Genomic DNA, 22,760 nt, shown 5'->3' with positions numbered 1-22,760 from the left:
ATATTAATTCTTTAGGAGGATTTTAAATAATGGATAGATTAGTTGGAACTGTTTCAAGAGGTGTTAGAGCACCTATTATAAGACAAGGAGATGACTTAGTTAAAATAGTTGTTGATTCTGTTTTAAATGCATCAAAGAATGAAAACTTTGAAGTTAGAGACAAAGATGTAATTGCTGTTACAGAAGCTGTTGTTGCTAGAGCACAAGGAAACTATGCTCATGTTGACAATATAGCAAAAGATGTAAAAGATAAATTTAGGGATGATACTGTTGGTGTTATATTCCCAATTTTAAGTAGAAATCGTTTTGCAATATGTCTAAAGGGTATTGCAAAAGGATGTAGAAAAGTTGTATTAATGTTAAGCTACCCTTCTGATGAGGTTGGAAATCACTTAATAAGTCTTGATGAACTTGATGACAAAGGAATAAACCCTTGGTCAGATGTGTTAACAGAAGAAAAATATAGAGAGCTATTTGGATATAATAAACATACATTTACTGGTGTTGATTATGTTGATTATTATAAAAATTTAATTAAAGAGTGTGGAGCAGAAGTAGAAATAATTTTTGCTAATAACCCAAAAACTATACTTAATTACACAACAAGTGTTTTAACTTGTGATATACATACAAGACAGAGAACAAAGAGAATTTTAAATCAAAATGGTGCTAAAAAAGTATATTCTCTTGATGATATAATGACATCAAGTGTAGATGGCAGTGGATATAATGACCAATATGGACTTTTAGGTTCAAACAAAGCTACAGAAGAAACTGTAAAATTATTCCCTATAAATTGTGATGAAGTCGTAAATAAAATTCAAAGCAGTATAAAAGAAATTACAGGTAAAAATGTAGAAGTAATGGTTTATGGAGATGGAGCTTTCAAAGACCCTGTAGGAAAAATATGGGAGCTAGCTGACCCAGTAGTTTCTCCTGCTTATACAAAAGGCTTAGAAGGTACTCCAAATGAGGTAAAATTAAAATATTTAGCTGATAATGACTTTGCTGACTTATCTGGAGATGAGTTAAAAGAAGCAATTTCAAAATACATAGTTGAAAAAGATAATAAATCTGATGATTTAACAGGAAATATGGTTTCTCAAGGTACTACTCCAAGAAGACTTACAGACCTTATAGGTTCTTTAGCAGATTTAACTTCTGGAAGTGGAGATAAAGGTACTCCTATTATTTACATACAAGGTTATTTTGATAACTATACAAAATAATATATTTTAAGGCATTTTATATAATTTATTTAGATTAAAAACTAATATAAACCTCTTAACTGATATAACTTTACTGTATATCAATTAAGAGGTTATTTAATATTTACATAGTTTAATTTATTAATCGTTATTAAAAATTTTAATCTCTATTTATTTCTGAAATAATATCACTCTTTAATATTTGTTTTACTGGAATGATAACTGCAATAATGCTAATAGTAATATTTAAAATAATCATACCCATGTATAGAGACATACTTATATTAAAGACTGGATTTATATATAAATATACGCGTTTTACTATAAAATAAATCATGGATTGCCCAATAATACTTCCAATTACCATTATAATACTTGCATATAATCCATATAAAAAACCTTCCCTCATCATCATAATCAAGAACTTATTATCTGTGATTCCCATAGCTCTTAAAATTCCAAATTCATGTCTTCTTGAAAAAACTAAATAACTCACTGTATTGATAATATGAAACAAACTTATGCTTAGAAGTACAAATACAATCCCATATATAAACAATAATTTCTGGTTTAAATAAATATTATTTTTTTCAATAGCAATGGTATAATCTGTCACAATACATCGTTTTATATTATGTATAACATTTTTTATTTCTTTAGCTACTTCCATGCTATTGCTTTCTTTCATCTTTTTTATACTGGCCATATTGTAATTTATGATATTAAAATTACTTTCCATTTGTTTATTTGTCATAACTATATCCATACCATAATCGCCAATAAAGTATATATTATTTGCCATTACACGTTTTATAGTAGCAGCAACTACAAATTCTTTTACTGTATAATTATTTTTATCTTCTTCTTTAAACTTAATAATCTCATCTGTAGGTTTCATTGTTTTTGGTACTTTAACTTTGATAGTATCTCCTGGCTTTACGTCAACTGCACCATATATACCAGTACCATCCATAGGAAGTCTAACAATCACTTTGTTGTTTTTAACCATGTCAGAATTATCAATTTTTCCATCAATAATATAAGGATTTAATCCTTTTAACATATCAGCATTATATCCATAGATATTTGTCTTTAAGAGATGTCCCCCATCACTTTGTTTAGTGCAAATTCCATTGAAAAAATTCTTTATTCTGTAATCTTTTTCAAGAGGTTTAAAGAAATTTTTCCAAAGTAATTGCTCATCTCTAATGTGTATACCTCCCAAAAAATACCTTACTGGGTAAATACTTGATACTCCTTCTACTTCGTTTAGTTTTGAAATTTTATCTTTTGGTATTCCTACATCAAAATCAGTTGTTTGCATAGCTATTTGATAGTCAGAATTTAAACCATCATCGGCTTTCATTGTAAGTTCATTATTATTTCTGGTAAGTTGTATAGAATAGCTAGAACATAGAAAAATAATTCCCCCAAGAGCTAATGAACACAAAATTCCTATAAACATTCCTTTTTTTTGAGTCATATATTTATGAGATAATACTGCTGTCATGTTAGAAAACTTTATGCTTTTTATATCTCTATTTTGTTTATTAGTAACTTCAAAATTTTTCATTGACTCAATACTAGAATATTTGTTTAGTTTATATACAACTTGTATAGTGATTAAAATTAACAATAATGCTAAGAATAAAAATCCTAAGTAAATAGATTTATCACTTATAAAAAATGACCCTGAAATAATATCGCTACCTAAGAATATATGAGGAAATTGTTGATGTATTGTTGAAGCTACTCCTATTCCTAAAATACACCCTATAGGAAAACCTACTATGAAAAGTAAAAATAATTCTAAAAACAATAGTAGTAAAAGTTGGTTATTATTAGCACCTAACACTTCTAAAACGCCATATTGTGATACTCTTTGAAGTATAGAAACATGGAAAATACTATATACTGCTGCTGCACTAAATATTCCAATAATTAAAATAATTGCATTTGTATTTAACTTTAAAGAATTTAAGAATTGAAATATACTATATCTTTCAAAAGTTATTGGAGGTTTTACACCAAATTCACTTGATAAATTCCAGTTTACATGGGAACTTTTTTTCGATATATTAAATTCTCTCATAAATCTAGAACTTTGTTTTTTTATATTTTTATTTTCATCAAATTTTACATAAACCATATAATTACCATTTTCTTCAGAAAATGTAGAACTATCTACAAAGCCCTCCAAAGTAGTTTCTGGATTTAAAAGATTAGATAAAATCCCACATAACTTATAAGTTTTTCCGTCTAATTTTATCTCCGTTCCAATTTTCTCTTTTAGATTTAAATTATTTAATGAATAGGTATCAAGCGCTATTTCTCCTTCTTTGCTAGGAAGCTTTCCTTTTAATAATTTTCTACCTGTCATATCTAAATAAGATGAATCCACATTTAAAAACTTCATAATGAAAGGTTCATCTATAGAACCTTTAGTATTTGTTATACCAAGTCTGTTTACAGTGTATTCATTTGATTTTTTGTTTTTCTTAATTTTTTGTAGTTGTTTATTATCTACCTTAAAATAAAAATGATAATCTCCATTATCTTCTCTTATTTTCTCAATTCTACTTTTATTTGCACTATATACTAGAGAACCAATTCCTGTTAATAAGGCTACTGATAGTACGATACTTAAAATTATAGATATAGATTGTTTTTTATAATGTTTAATATATTGAATTGCAAACTTCATTAAAGATATCATAGTATTTCACCGCCATTATTTACTACAATTCCATCTTCAATATGTATAATAGAATCGCATATTTGTGCTATATTTTCATTATGTGTTACCATAAGTATTGTTTGGTGAAATTTTGCACTACTTTCTTTTAATAAACATACTACTTCCATTGTGGTCTTACTATCAAGGTTTCCTGTTGGTTCATCAGCTAGTATAAGTGCAGGTTTATTTGATAAGGCTCTAGCAATTGCTACTCTCTGTTGTTGTCCACCAGAAAGTTCACTTGGAAATTTTAGACGCTTATCCCAAATTCCTAATGTATTCATTAACATTTCAATATAATCATGGTCCACATAACTTCCTTTATCTAATGTAACAGGAAGAGCAATATTATCATAGACATTTAATACTGGTATTAAACTGTAATTTTGAAATATAAAACCTATATTCCTTCTTCTAAATACAGTCAAATCCTTTTTTCTTAGTTTAGATATGTTTTTCCCTTTAATTATTACATCTCCTGATGAAGGGTTATCCAACCCACCTATAATGTTTAATAATGTACTTTTACCAGACCCAGAAGTTCCAACTATAGCAGTAAATGTAGCCTGTTCAATTTCTATGCTTACTCCATTTAGAGCATTGACCTTGTTTTCATCTTCTCCATAATGTTTTACTAAATGATTCATCACTAATATACTAATTTTATTTCTCCTTTCAACATAACTTAAAGTATAAGTTCTTATAAGATATTGTAAGTGACGATAATTACACCCATCCTACAAAGTTAATTTAAACTCTTACAATTTTGTAAGAAGATACTAAAACAACTTCCTCTTCCTAATTTAGATTCTACTATAATATTTCCATTTTCCTTTTCTAAAATTAATCTTGTAAGATATAGACCAATTCCTGTACCATTTTGATTTTCAACATTTTTACTTCTATAAAATCGTTTAAAAATATTGTTCAATTCTTTACTATCAATACCTATTCCTTCATCTTTGATTATAATTTTAGTATATAGTTCCATTTTTTCTACAGAAATAGTAATTATACTATCTGATGGTGAATATTTTATTGCATTTTCTAAGACATTTACAATTGCCTCTATAGTCCATTTCTTATTATGAAATAACTTTATATCTGAAAATGTTTCTAAATTTATTTTTATGTTTTTAGATTCTGCTTTATTAAAAACAGTACTGATACTTTGAACAATAGTATCTTTAATCATCAATTCTTCTGTTTCAAATCTAATAACTCCATCTTCTAATTTGGTCATCTTAAATAGAGATTCTAACAACCAGTCAATTTTAAAAGTTTGATTTTTCATTTTTTGTAAGAACTCCACTTTTTTTGATGTAGGAAGATTCATATTTTCTAAAAGTTCACAGTAAATGGTAATATTTGAAAGTGGTGTTTTTAATTGATGTGACATATTTGAAATTAAACTTTTAATTGCTTCTTTTTCTGATTTTGACTGCTCTACTTCTATTTCTATCATATCTTTAACTTTTTTTACTTGATAAGAAATTTTTGATACTCTTGTATCTTTTGTATCTGGATAAGAAACTTCTTTACCTTCCAATAATTGATTTAACATTAGACTCAATTCATCACATGTATTTTGACTTTTTTTAATAGTTATTATAGATATAATTATCATACATATCGCAAAAAATAGAACCAACATATTATTCTACCTCATTCCATAGATATCCCATTCCATAAGCTGTTTTTATATACTTTGGATTAGATGGATTATCTTCTACCTTCATTCTAAGTCTTCTTATATTTACAGATACAATATTCTCATCAACATAATTTTCTTCACTATCCCATATATGATTTAAAATTTGTTCTTTTAATAATATTTGACCTTTATTCTCAATTAAATAATTAATAAGCTTATATTCTACAGCACTAAGCTCCAAATCCACTTCATTTTTATATACTTTTAGTGAATTTTGGTCTAGTTTTATTCCATTAGAATATATCACTTTATTATTTGATTTTTTTCTTATTGCTACTTTAACTCTCGCTTTTAATACAGATAGAGAAAATGGTTTTGTGATATAATCATCTAGCCCTATCTCTAATCCTGTTACCTCATCGATTTCTGAATCTCTTGCAGTAAGCATTATAATTGGAATGTCTGATTTTTCACGTATTTGCTTACATACATCAAATCCATTTCCATCTGGCAAGTTACAATCTAAAATTATAAAATCTATATTTTTATTATTAAATACATGTAAGCCTTCTTGTTTTGTATAAGCTTTTAAAACATTAAATCCTTCACTTTCAAAAGCATAAAAAAGACCCTCATTTAAATTTGTATCATCTTCAATAATTAATAAATTCAAATTTTCTCCTCCTTATATTTTTATTTTTAAACTTGTAAAATAGTATTTTCTTGCTCTATCTTATTAAAAAATATATAGATACACTTATTTTACTAAAAAAACTGTAATTAAATTTATTTTTTCTCAAATTTAATTACAGTTTTTTATTTATAGATTATTTTTCTTATTTATAGGTTATTTTTCTTTAGAACATTCTCTATAAAATGCTTTAATTAATTTTAAGTCGTTATCAGCTATAATAGGTACACCACTTGCACTTAATAAATTAGCTAGACATTCAATACGTTTGAAATGTTTTTCTGTACTTTCACTAAATAATACTGGGTCTAACCAAATATTTATTAATATTATAAATACTTCAGACATTTCATCTGGATAATCAGTTTTAAAAACGCCTTCTTCAATACCTTGTTTTATTAAGCAAGATAATAAAGGAGTCATTTCAAGCGTAGATGCTCGTATACTCTTTATAAAGAAGGTAGGTTTTTTTTGAGAGCACATATAATCAATCAATTTCTTTCTTATTTCTGAGCTAGATATACATAAGATAAACGCAGATATTTTTTCTCTAATCGTAAAGTCAGAATTATGTAATATTAACTTTAAATTTTCTATCTCTACTTTTAAAATATTTGATATAATCTCTTCGAACAGGACTTCTTTATCTTTAAAATGATAGTATACAGATTCTTTAGATATATCAAGAGTATCTACGACTTGTTGCATGGTTACATCATCATAGTCACTTTCTTCAAATATTTGCCATGCAACTTCTAATATCTGACTTCTTATCTTATCAGAATGCTTATTTCTTGACATATAAATTCACTTCTTTCTTTATCAATTTGTATTAATTCTTAGTATATTTATTATAATAAGATTTTTTACAATATGTCAATACACTCCATTTAAAGACAATAAATCATATTTATTCTTAAATTTTTTATTATTTATTATTAATATAATTTATATGTAAAAATATTATAAAACTTGTATAAATACAAATTATTTAATTTAACGACGCTTAAATTGAAAATATAACCTTATTCTTATATAATTAAGTTATGTAAGGATAAGGTTATATTATTTAATTATACTTTTACTAGGGGGAATAGAATTGAAAAGGGTTGATGAAAGAAATACTATGTTTGCAAGAGCAAATTATAAAAAAAATGGTTTTGCTTATAATGACTATTATGAGAAAAATCCTAAAAAAAAAGAAGTTGATGATAGTATAAGAAGTAGACCAAATTTATGTAGTGAAGGAACTATGACTTATAATGAGATAAATTCTCCAATGGCAAGTAGTGCATTTGACTTTTTATCTGATATAAAATCACTATGTGAAGGAAAAATTTGTGACAATAAAGTAGATGTAGATGCAAAGTCAATGACTAAAAAGATAAAAGGGTTTGCAAAGCAATATGGAGCTTCTGTGGTTGGTATAACTAGATTAAAAGACTACCATATTTATACAAATAGAGGAAGACATGAAGAAAACTACGGTGAAGAAGTTAATCTATCTCATAAATATGCAATTGTATTTGGATGTGAAATGGATAAAGAAATGATAAACAGAGCCCCAATGATATGTGAAGTTATAGAAACTTCAAAATGTTATGTAGATGCATCTATTGTCGGTATGATTTTAAGTTACTACATAAGAAACCTAGGATATGATGCTAGAAATCATATGGATGCTAATTATCTAGTAATGCCTGTTTTTATAGCTCGCGATGCTGGATTAGGTGATATAGGGAGAAATGCAATACTTACAAATAAAGATTATGGTTCTAGACTTAGACTAGGGGTTGTCACTACTGACATTCCACTTATAGAAGATGAATATGTTGATTTTGGACTTGAAGACTTTTGCAAAGTATGTAAAAAATGTTCTTTTAATTGCCCTTCTCACTCACTTTCTAATGATATTAAAATTGGTGATGATGGAAAATATAATTGGGTGATTGAACATGAAACATGTTATATTAAATGGAGATATCTAGGCACAGACTGTGGTATGTGTATATCTGCTTGCCCATTTAGCCAAAACCTTGAAACTATAAAAAACACTACTTCTTTTAAAGGCAATAATGAGCTTATTGAGAAGGCTTTGGATGAATATACTTCAAAATTTGGTAAAAGAATATTTGTACCTGGAAATCCATCTTGGTTAAAATAATTTTATATATTTAATAATTAGTCTGTTCTATGATAAATTCTAGGGCAGATTATTTATTAAATATTTTATTTATATAAATAATTTATATTATTTATGACAATTTAGCAACATTTTGAGTCTATAATTGACTTTATATAGAATATTAAAAATAAAAGGAGTGAATATATGGAAAAAATATTAGTAGTAGAAGATGATACTATATTAAATAAAACACTATCATATAACTTAAATGAAGAGAGATATATGGTTATTTCAAAATTTACAGCTATATCTGCTTTAGAATCTATTGCTAAACACAAATTTGATTTAATTATTTTAGATGTTAATCTACCAGATAAAAGCGGATTTGATTTATGCAAGAAAATTAAAGAAAATTATGATATCCCTATAATTTTTTTAACTGCCAATGATATGGATTATGATATGATTAAAGGTTATGAACTTGGAGCTTTGGATTATATAACAAAACCATTTAACATCAATGTGTTTAAACAAAAAGTAAGAGCACTTTTAAAGCATATTACAACAAAAACAAAACAAGATTGCTATGATGATGGACATCTCAAGATTAACTTTTCTGAGCTCTCTGCATGTATAAATGGCAATCAAATTGTATTTACGCCACTAGAATATCGTACTTTAAAACTATTTATTGAAAATCCCAAAAATATTCTAACAAGAAAAATACTTTTAGAAAAACTTTGGGATATAGATGCTAATTTCGTAGATGAACATACTTTGACATCTGTTATAAGTAGAATTAGAAGTAAAATTGAAAAAGATGACTCTCAATATATTAAAACAGTATATGGTATGGGATACATGTGGATAGGTGAAAAAAATGAATTTTAAAAAATTTTCTTTTAATTCTATTTATTTAATAATTGCTGTTAGTATGGCTCTTACAACTATTCTATTCAATATAGGAATTTATATAATAACTAATGATTTTAAAATAGTTGCCCTATTATTAATATATACAATAATATTCTGTGGTTTTATATTATTAATCATGCTCTTACTTCATAAGAAAATAACTCTCTTTTGCTCTGAGATATGTTTAACTTTAGATAAGATGATGAATAGTGAAGATAATCTAGAAATTGCTTTTGAAGAAGAAACTCTTTTGTCGCGTATTAATCATAGAATGATTAGAATGTATGAAGTCATTCAAGAAAGTCGTCATAATATTGCTATGGAAAAAGCTGATTTACAAGAATTAGTTTCTGATATATCTCATCAAATCAAAACTCCTATTGCAAATTTAAAGATAATTAATACTACCCTATTAAATCAGAATCTTAAAACGGAAATTCAAAATGAGTTTTTGATGGATATGCAAGGTCAATTAGATAAATTAGAATTTTTAATGCAGTCTATGATAAAAACTTCAAGACTAGAAACAGGTATAATTACATTATCTAAAAAGAAGAATTTGATTTATGAAACAATTGCTACTTCACTTAGTGGAATTTTATTTGATGCTGAAAAAAAGAACATTGAAGTTACAGTTGATTGTGATTCAAACTTATGTATATGTCATGATAAAAAATGGACTTCTGAAGCTATTTTCAATATATTAGATAATGCAGTGAAGTACACAAGCCCTAAAGGTAAAATACATATATCTACAGAATGCTGGGTTATGTATGTTAAAATAGATATTACTGATACTGGAAAAGGCATATCGGAAAGTCACCAAGCAGAAATTTTTAAGAGATTCTATCGTGAAGAAGATGTACATGATATAGATGGTATTGGAATTGGTCTATATCTCTCAAGAAAAATTATATCTCTTCAAGGTGGATATATTAAAGTTACATCAAAAATTGGAAAAGGCTCTACTTTTTCTATATTTTTGCCTAATAAATAAATTTTCAAATATTTTATTTGTGATAATTCTGCAACATTTTGATTATATACTGTACTTACAATATATGAAGGAGGTCCTTATGATGAGTATTTTACAAGTAATAGACTTAAAGAAATATTATGGTAGAAATTCAAACATTACAAAAGCTCTTGATGGTGTGAGCCTATCTGTTGAAAAAGGTGAATTTATTTCTATTGTAGGTACATCTGGTAGTGGTAAATCTACATTATTAAATATGATGGGCGGTTTAGACAATCCTACATCCGGAAATGTAATTATAAGAGGAAAAGAATTATCAACTATGAATGATGAACAACTTACAATTTTTCGACGTAGAAACATAGGTTTTATATTCCAAAATTATAATCTTGTTCCCTTACTTAATGTATATGAAAATATCATTTTGCCAATTGGATTGGATGGTGAAACACTAGACAAAGACTTTATAAATGAAATTATAAGTCTACTAGCACTAGATGAAAAACTATATGATGTTCCAGGTAATCTTTCTGGAGGACAACAGCAACGTGTTGCTATTGCAAGGGCACTTGTAACGAAACCTGCTATTATACTTGCTGATGAACCAACAGGTAATCTTGACAGTAAAACAAGTGCAGATGTATTAGGTTTACTTAAAATGACAAGTGAGAAATTTAACCAAACAATTGTAATGATTACCCATAATAATGAAATTGCACAATTAGCAGATAGAATTATTCGTATTGAAGATGGAAAAATTGATAACTAGGAGGTGAAATATATGTTTAAAAATAATAATGGTGCTTTCATTAGAAAAATAGCATTGAATGATTTAAAAATTAATAAGCTTAAATTTTTTCTTTCAGGTATTATTATAATGATTTCTACATGTTTATTATTAACGACTGCTTTAGTTTCATATAATGGTTCTATGGATTTAATTAATGCATCTCCCTATCATGCGAGATATCAATCTGTAAATGAAAAATCAAAAAATATATTACAGCAAAATAAAAACTTTAGTAGCGTAGGAGTTTATAAGTTACTTGGTAATGAGATAAAATCAGATTATAGGATGTCAATGATATATGCAGATAAGACTGCAATTGAGCTTCTAAATTTTAAACTACTAAAAGGAACTATCCCAACAAATAAATATGAAATTGCTATTTCAGAAAAATATCTGCATGAACTTGGTTTAAATAAAGACCTTGGAGATAGTATTACATTAAAATATCGTGATAATATTACTAACAAAGAAATACAAAGTAATTTTATTATTGTTGGATTTGTAGAAAATTATTATCAAGATAATGCTAAGCAATACTATACAGTTGTTTCCAATGATTATCTAAAGAATGTAGCTTCTACACCTTTACAAATCAAAAGCAATAATTTTGATGAAGCAACTCCAAATACTGTAGATGTATTAGTTAGATTATCAAAAGAAAATTTAGAAAAATCCCCTACTTCAATTAAGACTCAATTAAATGAAATTGGTTCCTCTTTAAATATTAAAAAACATAATATATATTTAAATGATAATTATATTGAATCAAATTTAATTGATAGTGAACAAGTTATTACAGTTTTAATAGTAGGAGTAATTATTCTTTTTTCTAGTTTATTTGTTATTTATAGTATTTTTTATATTTCAGTTGTTAATTCGGTTCAAATGTATGCAAAATTGAAAGCACTTGGTATGACTTCTTTGCAATTAAGAAAGATTATTTACCTACAAGGAAATATTTTATCTATTATTTTTATTCCAATAGGCATTATATCTTCCTGCATAATTACATATATAATTCAACCTTTAGCATGGCAAATGACTACTGACTTATTTATTATTGTAGTATTATCAATAGTAATATTTTTGACTGTAAGAATTTCTTTAAATAAACCAGCTAGAATTATTTCTAAAACTTCTGCTATTGAAGCTATGCAATATGCAGAAATTAAATTTAGAAATAAAATTAAAACACTTAATCATATAAATATTAAAAATTTAGCACTAAAAAATATTGAGGTAAATAGAAAGAAAAATTTAATAGCATTAATTTCATTGAGTATTAGTGGAATATTATTTATTTCAATTGCTAGTCTTGCTAATTCTATAGATTTTAATAAACAGATGTCTCAGACATTCGTTTATAATGAAAATTATATTATTGGAAATAAAATTGACAATTTGTATGAACGCATTACACAAATTCAGCAAAATAATCCATTTACAAACACTCTTAAAAATGAAATCAATTCAATTTATGGAGTACAAAAGGTAATTGAATCTAAAGGAATTAAATGTGAAGTTATAGACCCTTCAATTAAAGATGAAGATGGAAGTAAAGTTACAACATTGATTGAAGGTATCACACCAGAGCTTGCAAAATCATTCCAAAAGTATATTGTAAATGGAAAAATTGACTATAATCAATTGGATTCAAACAGCTTAATTGTAAATAAATATAAAACAAAATCTTATGGAATTGATTTGAAAATTGGAAGTACAATTACATTTAACATATTTAGTGGAAATGACATCATCAAAAGACAAATGAAAATAGTTGGAATAATCGATAATTCCAATACAGGATGTATGTTCTTTACTTCAGATAAGGCTTTAGATAAAATAACACCATATAATACAAATTTACATTTTTCAATTTTATCTGATAAAAAGTATTCAAAAGAAGTTGAAGAAAAACTATTAAATATTATTCAAAATAATTCAAATTTAATCCTTTATTCATATGATAATGATTATAAAATGCTAACTAGAGCTTTTAAGTATATGATTATAGCTGCATATGTATTTGTTGGCTTAATTTCCTGTTTTGGTATCCTTAATATGACAAATATTCTTGTAAATAGTGTATTAATTAGAAAAAAAGAGTTTGCCTTGCTTCAGGCAGTTGGAATGACAAAAAAACAGTTGCACAAAATGCTCTATCGAGAAGGTTTGAATTTGAGTATTAAAGCTATATTTGTATCGATTATATTGGGTTATTGTGGTTCAAAATTACTCTGCTTTTTTATAAAAGATGTTATTAGATTAGACTTCATTAATTTCAATTTTTCTATCTTTTCTATTTTAATTTTTTCATTTGTGTTAATATGCATACAAATATTAATAATTGAATTACTTATAAGAAATCTAGAAAAACAATCCCTTACAGAACGTTTACGCTCTCAATAAGAATAGATATAAAAATAGCTACTTTTATACTACACTCAACATAGATTTTCAAAATTCGGAGGGTCAGAAAACTTTGATTTTACGACCCTCTGTTTGTTTTTTTACCTTCTATTGTTTATCTTCTGAATATATCAATCGAATGACTCGTAACGCCTATTAAATCTTCGCGTTCACAAGTAGCAAAGTGATACTTCAAATATAACTCAAATGCGTCATCATCCATAGCATCTACTGCTTCATGCATACATAGGGCTAAACCGTCTGATGCGACGTAATGCAGTCTTGTTACAGGAAAGACAGACATCAAATCGTCAATGTTTTCTTTACGGACAAGTTCAAACAAATCATTTGGCTCTGACTTGGTAGCAAATGTCTGTGGGTCAATCAAGCCCTTTTCAATATATTCAGCTACATTGATATTTCCTCGGTTGAACCCTTCATCAATAAGACAGCCATCAGATATAACATATGCAGCAAAAATCACACCCCCATGTTTTGTTACACGAATAGCCTCATGTAGAGCTTGTTGCTTATCCTCTTTGTTATAAAGATGATACAACGGACCTAACAACAATGTAATGTCATATTCATTATCTGGGAAAACAGATAAATCCATAGCATTACCTTGAGTAATAGTTATATTTTCATTTGATTGAATATTTTTACGGAAAACTTCTATGTTATGTTCGACCAATTCCACTGCATCGACGTCATATCCCTGACGTGCCAGCGTGTGAGAATAGCGACCAGTTGCAGCACCAATTTCAAGCACACGGTCGCCAGGTTTTATGTACTTCTCAATGTAATGCATAGTAGTTAGGAATTCAACTGTTCCATACTTTAATGCCAACCGACTATCTTCGTCGTAATTATTGTAAAAATCAATTAAGTATTGGTTTGTTTTCATATTGCACCCCCTTCTGTATTAGTTAGTAAACATCAAATAGATAAATTCCAATCCGTTTTTTCTTGTCTTATAAAAGCTGATAATATATTTTTTAACATTTTTTCAGCACTATTTCTATCTAATGTTATTTTTTTTGTTGCTGTTAAGACAGCTATGCCATGAGTATAAAGAAATAAATCTAAAAATATGACTTTTGCACATTCTAACTCTATTCCAATGCTTTCCGAAAAAAGCCTTGCCTTTTTTTCATTATCAATTTCTTTATAAAAATCATTTGCCTCTTCCATCATCAAATCTAAATCGTTTATAAATAGCAACTTAAATAAATGTGTTTCTTCTTGAGCAAATTCAATGTATGAAAGTGGAAGTAATAAATAGTGACTGACATTTTCAGAGTTATGATAATTAATAACATACTGATTATAGTATTCGTATGCAAAAGCAAGAAATTCAGATTTTAATTCATCCATGTTTTCATAACAAGTAAAAATTGGTCGAGTAGAACATTGTAATTTACTTGCAATACTCCTTGCATTTACAGTTTCAAATCCTGTTTCTCTTGTAATATCCAAGACAATATTCAAAATCATTTCTTTCGTTATTTTTGCTTTAGGTGGCATATAAGTTCACTTCTCCATTAAAATTTTATAAAACACATGTGTTGTATAACAATTATTATATATCAAAAAAATTATGTCAAGAAAAAATTTTACATTTTTTTGTCATTCCTGGGGTTAATAAATAAAAAATGAGTTGCAATTAATCAATTAACAGACAATTGCAACTCATTTTTTATTTTAAATAGTTTTCTTTTTATCTGATATTTCATATACATAATCTTCTGATGAATTACTATCATTTTCTCTTCTCTTTTTAGAATCTATTAGCACAAAATAAAGTATAAAGCCTACTACAAGACCCCATGTTCCACCTTTAGCAGCAATTACACCACCCATCAGCCCAATTAAACCTCTCTCTACGCCAGTATCACATAGTTCCATTGATAGTTTAGTACATAAATAACCTTGAACTAGAAGTGTCACTGATAATGCTAATGGTATAAGAGGAGTAGCTATTTGTGCAATTGGATAAAAGCAAATAAAAATAGCTGAAACCCATACTAACGTACCCATACCACTAAAAATAGACTGCATTGCTTCCTTTCCGACCTTATATCTTTGAGCAACACTTCCAGTAAGAGTTGCCGCCAATGGACCACACATAGCTATATATGGAGAAATAACTGCCATAGCAATATTTCTTATTCCACTTATAACATTAGACCTATTGGAATTAAAATCAATATACTCATCTGTTCTGTTTTTACTTTCAGAAAGAACTAAATTTTCACCTGTTATAAAATCACCAAACGCAATTATGTATATCATGAAAGCCATTGGCAATCCTTGTATAAATAATATTACACTTGGAAAACCTATTCCAAAAGGAGATACTGTATCTATTAGTTTTTGAAAATCCATTATATAAATAATATTTTCAAAATTAAAGCTAGGAATTCCTATTTCTTTACTAAATATTCCTATAATTAAACTCACTAAAATAGCTGGAACCACGCCATATTGACCTAATCGAAACAAAAACTTATTCTTTATTTTTAGAGCATCAAATTTTTCAGAAAACATTACAAAACAAGCAACTAAAATCCCTACTGTTATAGATATTGGATAAGATTCAAATCTGCCTTTAGGACTAAATTCTGATATTACAGTTGATATACCAACTCCCATAAGTATCCCACCTTTGATGGAATTTGGGATTCTATTTACTAGTTTTCCAGCTATACCTGTTATTCCCATTAAAATAAATATAATTCCTAAATCTATTTGTAAAGCTGTTAATGCTTGTATTCTTTCAATACCAATATTGAACTTTAACAAATATGCAGTTGTAAGAGTTATAGAAGCTGTAATCCAGCCAGGAACTACTGGGTCTCCCATAAAAACATGTAAGCAGTACAATATTGAGTTAATGATAGCCATACTCCATGCGACTTCATATGGTAATCCTAATATTTGCGTGCTAAGTCCAATAGTTCCTAAGCTTGTCATACTTGATATTATGCCTTGAATAGCTTCTGGTTTCTCAAATCTGTAATGTATAAATGGAATTCGTATCTTAAACATTCCAAATTTTATATGAGGCTGTTCACTTCTAGTGAGTCTTTCCATAATTTCACTCCACCTTTCAATAACTCTTATAATTGTTTATAAATTATCAATCTTGTTAAAACTAGTATATAACATACAAATTACATAAACAATAAATTAAAGTTGTAAAATTGATAGATTTTGTGCATATATAGAAAAATATAGTCATTTTTATTTTTTTATATCAATTGATAAAGGTTCTTTATAAAATTCAATAGTTCTTTTCCATGATTCAAACTGTCCTTTTGCATTACCTTCTACAGTTCCTCCTGAAGAAAATATTCCTCCATCCATATTCACAAATAAAGTTTCCTTTAGAGGCACAATATATGGAATTGGTAAAGGATGTCCCATCTTATCATATGTTAATAGTTCCACATTATATTGGTAGTTATTTTTTTTAAGTTTTTCCATGATTTCTACACAACCATCATAACTATTCCAAATATTATCTTCTTTTCCAGAAATCATAAGAATATCAGCTTCAGAATTTTCTACTTTTATTCTAGCTTCTTCTTTATTGTCTGCCCTTACAATGCTTTTCTTATAGGTACTGGCAAATCCAAATGGGATTCCTTTTTCTATATCTTTTTTCTGGTCTTCAAAAAATATATTATTGTCGACTTTGATATATGGAAGTGGCTTACCTTTATATGACCATGATGAAGTATCTTTTCCATTCATCTGTCCATCAAGTGCTTGAAAACAATACGCATGAGGCTGTGATACTACTACTTTTTTAATTTGCTTATATCTTGAAGCAAGTAAAAGTGCTAATTCGCCACCTTTTGATGTTCCATGTACAAATAGTTCTTTAGTATTAGTGATTTCATTTTCACTAATCCATTTAAATACGTTTTCAAAGTATTCTAATGGTACTTCTTCTAATTTACTTGGCAATCCTTCTAAATCAAAATAAGCAACTGTTAGTACATTGAATCCTCTAGATGCAAGTGGAGCTGCTAAAAGTTCTAAAGCATCTAAATTTCCATCAGAACCACCTAAAACTAAAATTGTTTTATTACTAGAATTTTGTTTATAAAATAATTTTCCTATAAATTCATCTGATATGTCTTTTGTGATAATATCTTCTGTTTTAAACAATCTCTTCAACCTAACCTCTTTTCTTTCAATATCAGATTCAAATATCATATTCATGATTATTGGTTTATCAATAGATATATTTTCTGCAAAATTTTTACCTTCAGTTTTCGATTTTTTCAAGGAATAAATTAACCCCATGCAGTCAGCCGTTTTATAAGACCCTTCTAAAGGTTCCACTGAATCTAAATTCACTTCTCCTTTTTCATTTGAATAAAATACTCCATAAGATGAAAATTCCTCTCCTTTACACCATGGAAATTCCATTTTCATAGATACTCTTAATTTACTATTTGGAATTAAGTCTGAAACTATAACTTTAATTTTATCATCTACAAGTGATTCTACATCGTACACATTTACTTTCATAATTGATTCCTCCATATAATAATTAGTGTTCATGAGTTATATATATTTGAAATAAATTTCTTTAGTAGACTATTAATAATTCAAATATACGACATTATGTTGACTATTTTATTATATCAATTCAAATTAATTTAGTCAATATATTGTCTTTTTTATTTGATTCAAATTCTCTTAACAATATGAACCATTTTTAACTTAAATTTTGCTTCTTATATTGGATGATAAAAAAAATGAAATTTAAATATAGTCTTTATCATTAATAAAATACCATAGAAATTTTCTTTAAGAAATTAGATAGAATATAGCTGAAAAAATAAAAAACCACCCCTTTAAAGGAATGATTTTTATCTAGAAAATATAAATTATTTTTTAGTAAGCTTAACAAGTATTTTTTATTTAAAATTTTAGTACAATCATATATTTTTTTATTTACAGATTATATAAAATTTATGCATTGGCAAAAGTGTATATGGCATTAACTCTTGCTATATATAGATTTTCATCACTACATCCAATATACTTAGCATACTTTTCAATCTTCTCTCTTGCATTTTCAGCATCACTTTCATCGCTCTCTACTAGTTCATTTATATAAAGATCCATTAAGGAAGCCTTATATTCTTTTATATCATATCCTAAAAACTCAGTTAATCTTTCAATCTCTTTACTAAAATCACCATCCTCTTTTACCAAAAATTCGTATACGTCTTCTCTATATGGATTTAATGTTATTATTTGTTTTACAACCTTACACTCATCTGCTTTTCCAATAAAACCATCTTTATAATTATTAAATAAGGCATTAGATTTTTTTATAGATTCTTCATCAATATAAGAATGGACTTCACTGACTCTATTTTCTATAAGAGCATCTATAACAGCATAATGAATTTTGAAACAATCATTATACAAATAATTACTCATTTTTTTTACTGTAGATTCGATTTCTAAAAAATTTGCATAATTATTTTTTTTATTCTTATTTGGTATAATAAAAGTTTTATTTAAGTTATTAAAAAGCCTTTTAAAATCTAAATATTTTTCACAATAAACACTTTTAAAGGTATCAATATCTATAGTTATAATTCCAAAACTCACTATAGTCTCGATTCCTTTCTTAAAAGATTCTTCTATATATTTTTCTCCTAGATTTAGACCTCTATCTGATATTTGTTTTAGATTTTGAAAATTATTTAAACAATCTCTCTCAAAGTTTTTAGAAATTTCTAAAGCATACAATTTAAAAATTTTTCTTATCTTATTATAATTATTTTTTGTATCATCAAACCTGATAATAGCTCCATTTACATCAAATGTAATCATTGAGTTTTAACCTCCCCCATTAGTTTCATCAATAAAATAAATTTAATATAAACTTTATAATCATAATATTAAACTTATTTCTACTATAATTATTAATTTGATGATAAAAGCCATTTTCCTTCTAAATAAAAAATTTGTCTAAAGTTTTTAAAAAATTTAGACAAACTTTAAGTTTTTAATTTCTAGATTAATCCAAACACACCAAATAATATTGGCATAAATATAGCTGGCAAAAGATTTGCTACCTTTATATTTGTTAGCTTAAGTACATTTAAACCAAGACCTATAATTAATAAACTTCCTGCAGCTGTCATTTCTGTAACTACAGGGTCACTTAAAAATCCATTTAAGAATGATGCCCCTAAACATATAATACCTTCATATAAAAATACAGATACAGCAGAAAACATTACACCTATACCTAAAGAAGCCGTAAATATAATAGAAGCTATCCCATCTATTACTGATTTTACAAATAGAGTATCATGGCTTCCTGTAAGTCCACTTTCTAATGAACCAACTACTGCCATAGCCCCTATACAAAACAACAAACTAGATGATATAAAACCTTCAGCAATAGAATCTTTTTTGTTGCCTTTAGAAAATCTACTCTGTAAAAATGCCCCTAATTTATTTACCCATTTATCAATATCTATTAATTCTCCTATTAAAGCCCCTAAAGCTATAGATATTATCGTTACTAGTGTATTTTTTCCTTCTAGTGCTCCTGATATCCCTATATATAATACACATAATGCAATTCCATTCATTATAGTATCACTTACTCTTTGAGGTAATCCTCCTTTGATTATAAGACCTACTATACATCCTCCTGCAATTGCTAGACTATTTGCTATTACTCCAAACATTTTTTCTCCCCTCGATTAGCTAATTAAAATTTGCTCCCATTATCAAAACTTAAACATCAATACTTTGTATTGGATATTTTAAATATTCCAAAAATTCTTCAAAGCCCTTTCTAGATATGTTTACAGTTTTAGTATTTATATTCGGATGAAAATTTAAATACTCTTCTTTAATTACATCCTCATCTATGTAAAGCTCTACTTTTCTTTCTGTATCATTTACCAATGAAAAAGGATTTACACTTCCAGGAAGAAGTTTAAGTACATTGTATAATCTTTCAGGCGAAGCAAATGATAACCTAGAACTTCCTATTTTTTCTTTAACTGAATTTAAATCAACATGTTTATCCCCTCTAACTACAATTAGATAGTATTTATTTCCTTTAGCATTTCTTAAAAATAAATTTTTACACTGACATCCTTTTGTTATATCATTTAAAATTACTAACTGTTCTGCTGTATATACAGCTTCATGTTCTACTACCTCATATTTAATATTTAATTTATCTAATACATTGTATATTTTAGTTTCATTTAAATTTAATTCATTTTCATCTGATAATTCTGTCATTTTATCTTTTAAATCACTCATCATACTATAATCTCCTTTAATACTTTGTATATTACACCTATGTCACTTTATTTTATAGTAAAATATTATTCTACTATGGCTATTGCTCTTACTGGAGCACCATCAGCATCATTATACTTAAATGGAGCTGCTATAAATAAAAATCTTTCTGGCACAGCTTCTAAATTGGTAAGATTCTCTATTATTATTTTACCTTTTTCAAATAAAATATGATGCACTTCAAACGATAACGTATCATATCTATCTACTGACAACATATCAATCCCTATTCCTTTTATATTACTATCAGCTATATAGTGTGCAGCCTCTTCTGTTAAAGTAGGATAACCTACATAATATTGTTTTTTATCCCAAAACTTTGACCAGCCTGATTTAAATATTATAAACTCACTACTTTTTATCTCATCTTCATATTTTTTTAGATATTCCAATTCTATATTTTTGCTTCCTTGCTCAAGTTCTAATACATAAGCCTGACCAACAAAATTTTCTATATCCAATGTATCTAAGGATTCCCCTTTAGTATACATATGTTTTGGCGAATCCATATGAGTTCCATTGTGAGAAAATACACTGATTAATGTTTCTTGATATCCATTTTCTTCAATAATAGCTATTTTTTTTATATCTGGTCTATTAGGCTCTGCATATACAGGCATATCATTATGTGTCACATGAGTTAAATCAAAAACCTTCATTTTTATACCCCCTATGTTTTATTTTCTATTATATACCTAAATTCACTTTATTTCTATTGGATTTTATCCTATTATTGCCAAATTAATATATACTTTTTATAAAATTTAATGGATTCATAGAAAAATCTTGAAAAGAATTATCAGTAAATATAATATCTTCTCCCAAAAAACGTTTATATCTTCTTTCTTCTTTCTTTAAAGTAATCCTTTGTTTTTGTGAATGATTGTTAAAAACCATTATTTTAAGTGGGGCTTTTTTTCGATTTGTCTGAACTCTTTTTAACATATATTTTATATGCATATCAGCTTCAGGAAATGAATATCCACAAAATATTAAAAGGTCAGTATCTCTTAAAGTTTTTTCTGTTTCATTCCAGACATTACTTAAAAATATATTTGACATATTCTTAAAATATGTTGGTGGAACTATAATAGGTTCTGTCAATTCATTGCATTCTAGACATTTTGTCTCTGAACTGTTTTCAATTAGTTTCATAACACCACCTTCATGTGGTGTAAGAGTTAAACTGTTACAAATGGGACAGTAAAGCCAGTTCAATGAACCATGTATCTTATAGAGTTTAATTAATGGTTCTTTCGGTTTTCTCCAGTTTAATTCTTCCTTAAAATTAGTAAATTCTACACCATAATCAAGCATAATAGGCAAATTATTTTTATCTCTTAAACCAGTAACTGTATTGTCTATATGTATATCATAATTTGCACTAATAAAAGTTGTATCAAGGAGTAAATCATCTTGTAAAAGATTTTCAACTAGAAGTTTGTGATATTTATTATCTGTTCTAGGTGTGTTATGGATTGCTTCAGCCATCAACAGTATTAAATACTGTCTTAAAAAACGTATACTATCACTCCTATTATTTAAATTTTCAAGTCCAAAATTTCTAAATCCTTCTCTTCTTTGTTCTGCTAAATCTAAAAGCCCTAAAACTTCTTCAAATGTTGGAAAATTTGCATTATCTAGATTATCTTTTCTTATATCAATATTAAACATTTGTTTAAAAAAAGCATACAATTCTCTATTCATATCAGTATCATAATTTTTAGGTTTTAATTTCTTAAAGTATTCACTAAATAATTCATTTTGAATAGGTAAATTTTCTGCAGCTGATGCTCCTGCTCCCAAAAATATAGCTATTTTCATATAATTCCTCCTATATAAACATTACTATTATTTTTTATATCTATTAAATATTTATCTTATTAACCT

General features: G+C 26.9%; 20 protein-coding genes. 6 read left to right on the top strand and 14 right to left on the bottom strand.

Annotation, left to right across the window (positions count from 1 at the left end; translation table 11 throughout):
* The first annotated feature begins 29 nt into the window (after nt 1–29).
* A complete protein-coding gene (locus tag KGF36_RS07845; protein ID WP_227828029.1) occupies nt 30–1,229 on the top strand; it encodes a coenzyme F420-0:L-glutamate ligase in 1,200 nt (399 codons plus the stop codon).
* A 139-nt stretch (nt 1,230–1,368) separates the two neighbouring features.
* Here the strand turns inward: KGF36_RS07845 and KGF36_RS07840 are convergent, their stop codons facing one another.
* The 5 genes from KGF36_RS07840 to KGF36_RS07820 all read right to left on the bottom strand — a co-directional run bounded on the left by KGF36_RS07840 (nt 1,369) and on the right by KGF36_RS07820 (nt 7,091).
* Nucleotides 1,369–3,924 carry an FtsX-like permease family protein gene (locus KGF36_RS07840; RefSeq protein ID WP_227828028.1) on the bottom strand — a complete coding sequence of 852 codons (2,556 nt, stop codon included), beginning with the start codon at nt 3,922–3,924 and terminating at the stop codon, nt 1,369–1,371.
* On the bottom strand, nt 3,921–4,607 hold the full coding sequence (locus tag KGF36_RS07835) for an ABC transporter ATP-binding protein (protein WP_227828027.1): 687 nt from the start codon (nt 4,605–4,607) through the stop codon (nt 3,921–3,923). Before KGF36_RS07835 ends, KGF36_RS07840 begins: the two co-directional genes overlap by 4 nt.
* 83 nt (nt 4,608–4,690) lie before the next feature.
* Entirely contained in the window at nt 4,691–5,599 is a 909-nt protein-coding gene (locus tag KGF36_RS07830) for a sensor histidine kinase (RefSeq protein WP_227828026.1), read from the bottom strand.
* Nucleotide 5,600: 1 nt separating this feature from the next.
* Nucleotides 5,601–6,272, bottom strand: a complete 672-nt coding sequence (locus tag KGF36_RS07825; protein ID WP_227828025.1) for a response regulator transcription factor — start codon at nt 6,270–6,272, stop codon at nt 5,601–5,603.
* A 174-nt stretch (nt 6,273–6,446) separates the two neighbouring features.
* On the bottom strand, nt 6,447–7,091 hold the full coding sequence (locus KGF36_RS07820) for a TetR/AcrR family transcriptional regulator (RefSeq protein WP_227828024.1): 645 nt from the start codon (nt 7,089–7,091) through the stop codon (nt 6,447–6,449).
* A gap of 298 nt (nt 7,092–7,389) precedes the next feature.
* Here KGF36_RS07820 and KGF36_RS07815 point away from each other — a divergent pair, with 298 nt between their 5' ends.
* The 5 genes from KGF36_RS07815 (at nt 7,390) to KGF36_RS07795 (ending at nt 13,505) form a co-directional block, all read left to right on the top strand.
* On the top strand, nt 7,390–8,454 hold the full coding sequence (locus KGF36_RS07815; protein ID WP_227828023.1) for a 4Fe-4S dicluster domain-containing protein: 1,065 nt from the start codon (nt 7,390–7,392) through the stop codon (nt 8,452–8,454).
* Nucleotides 8,455–8,619: 165 nt separating this feature from the next.
* Entirely contained in the window at nt 8,620–9,306 is a 687-nt protein-coding gene (locus KGF36_RS07810) for a response regulator transcription factor (protein WP_227828022.1), read from the top strand.
* Nucleotides 9,296–10,327 (top strand): sensor histidine kinase, encoded by a 1,032-nt coding sequence (locus KGF36_RS07805; protein ID WP_227828021.1) that lies wholly within the window; start codon nt 9,296–9,298, stop codon nt 10,325–10,327. Before KGF36_RS07810 ends, KGF36_RS07805 begins: the two co-directional genes overlap by 11 nt.
* A gap of 82 nt (nt 10,328–10,409) precedes the next feature.
* A complete protein-coding gene (locus KGF36_RS07800; RefSeq protein ID WP_227828020.1) occupies nt 10,410–11,075 on the top strand; it encodes an ABC transporter ATP-binding protein in 666 nt (221 codons plus the stop codon).
* A 12-nt stretch (nt 11,076–11,087) separates the two neighbouring features.
* On the top strand, nt 11,088–13,505 hold the full coding sequence (locus KGF36_RS07795; protein WP_227828019.1) for an ABC transporter permease: 2,418 nt from the start codon (nt 11,088–11,090) through the stop codon (nt 13,503–13,505).
* Nucleotides 13,506–13,620: 115 nt separating this feature from the next.
* Here the strand turns inward: KGF36_RS07795 and KGF36_RS07790 are convergent, their stop codons facing one another.
* From KGF36_RS07790 to KGF36_RS07750, 9 genes are all read right to left on the bottom strand, one after another.
* Complete coding sequence (locus tag KGF36_RS07790) at nt 13,621–14,412, bottom strand: class I SAM-dependent methyltransferase (protein WP_227828018.1); 792 nt, start codon at nt 14,410–14,412, stop codon at nt 13,621–13,623.
* Between the two features lie 32 nt (nt 14,413–14,444).
* Nucleotides 14,445–15,032, bottom strand: coding sequence for a TetR/AcrR family transcriptional regulator (locus KGF36_RS07785; RefSeq protein ID WP_227828017.1), 588 nt, complete (start codon nt 15,030–15,032; stop codon nt 14,445–14,447).
* A gap of 177 nt (nt 15,033–15,209) precedes the next feature.
* A complete protein-coding gene (locus KGF36_RS07780; protein ID WP_227828016.1) occupies nt 15,210–16,601 on the bottom strand; it encodes a hypothetical protein in 1,392 nt (463 codons plus the stop codon).
* Nucleotides 16,602–16,751: 150 nt separating this feature from the next.
* Nucleotides 16,752–18,050, bottom strand: a complete 1,299-nt coding sequence (locus KGF36_RS07775) for an acyl-CoA thioesterase/bile acid-CoA:amino acid N-acyltransferase family protein (RefSeq protein WP_227828015.1) — start codon at nt 18,048–18,050, stop codon at nt 16,752–16,754.
* A gap of 447 nt (nt 18,051–18,497) precedes the next feature.
* Complete coding sequence (locus KGF36_RS07770) at nt 18,498–19,373, bottom strand: kinase (protein WP_227828014.1); 876 nt, start codon at nt 19,371–19,373, stop codon at nt 18,498–18,500.
* Nucleotides 19,374–19,555: 182 nt separating this feature from the next.
* Entirely contained in the window at nt 19,556–20,242 is a 687-nt protein-coding gene (locus tag KGF36_RS07765) for a DUF554 domain-containing protein (protein WP_227828013.1), read from the bottom strand.
* A gap of 49 nt (nt 20,243–20,291) precedes the next feature.
* Complete coding sequence (locus KGF36_RS07760; protein ID WP_227828091.1) at nt 20,292–20,831, bottom strand: prolyl-tRNA synthetase associated domain-containing protein; 540 nt, start codon at nt 20,829–20,831, stop codon at nt 20,292–20,294.
* Between the two features lie 65 nt (nt 20,832–20,896).
* On the bottom strand, nt 20,897–21,529 hold the full coding sequence (locus tag KGF36_RS07755) for a cyclase family protein (protein WP_227828012.1): 633 nt from the start codon (nt 21,527–21,529) through the stop codon (nt 20,897–20,899).
* Between the two features lie 82 nt (nt 21,530–21,611).
* Nucleotides 21,612–22,694, bottom strand: coding sequence for an SIR2 family protein (locus tag KGF36_RS07750; RefSeq protein ID WP_227828011.1), 1,083 nt, complete (start codon nt 22,692–22,694; stop codon nt 21,612–21,614).
* Between the last annotated feature and the right edge of the window lie 66 nt (nt 22,695–22,760).

This window comes from Clostridioides sp. ZZV14-6009, from assembly GCF_020658095.1.
In the GTDB taxonomy this organism is placed as follows: domain Bacteria; phylum Bacillota; class Clostridia; order Peptostreptococcales; family Peptostreptococcaceae; genus Clostridioides.
This window is presented reverse-complemented; position numbering and strand designations above follow the sequence as displayed.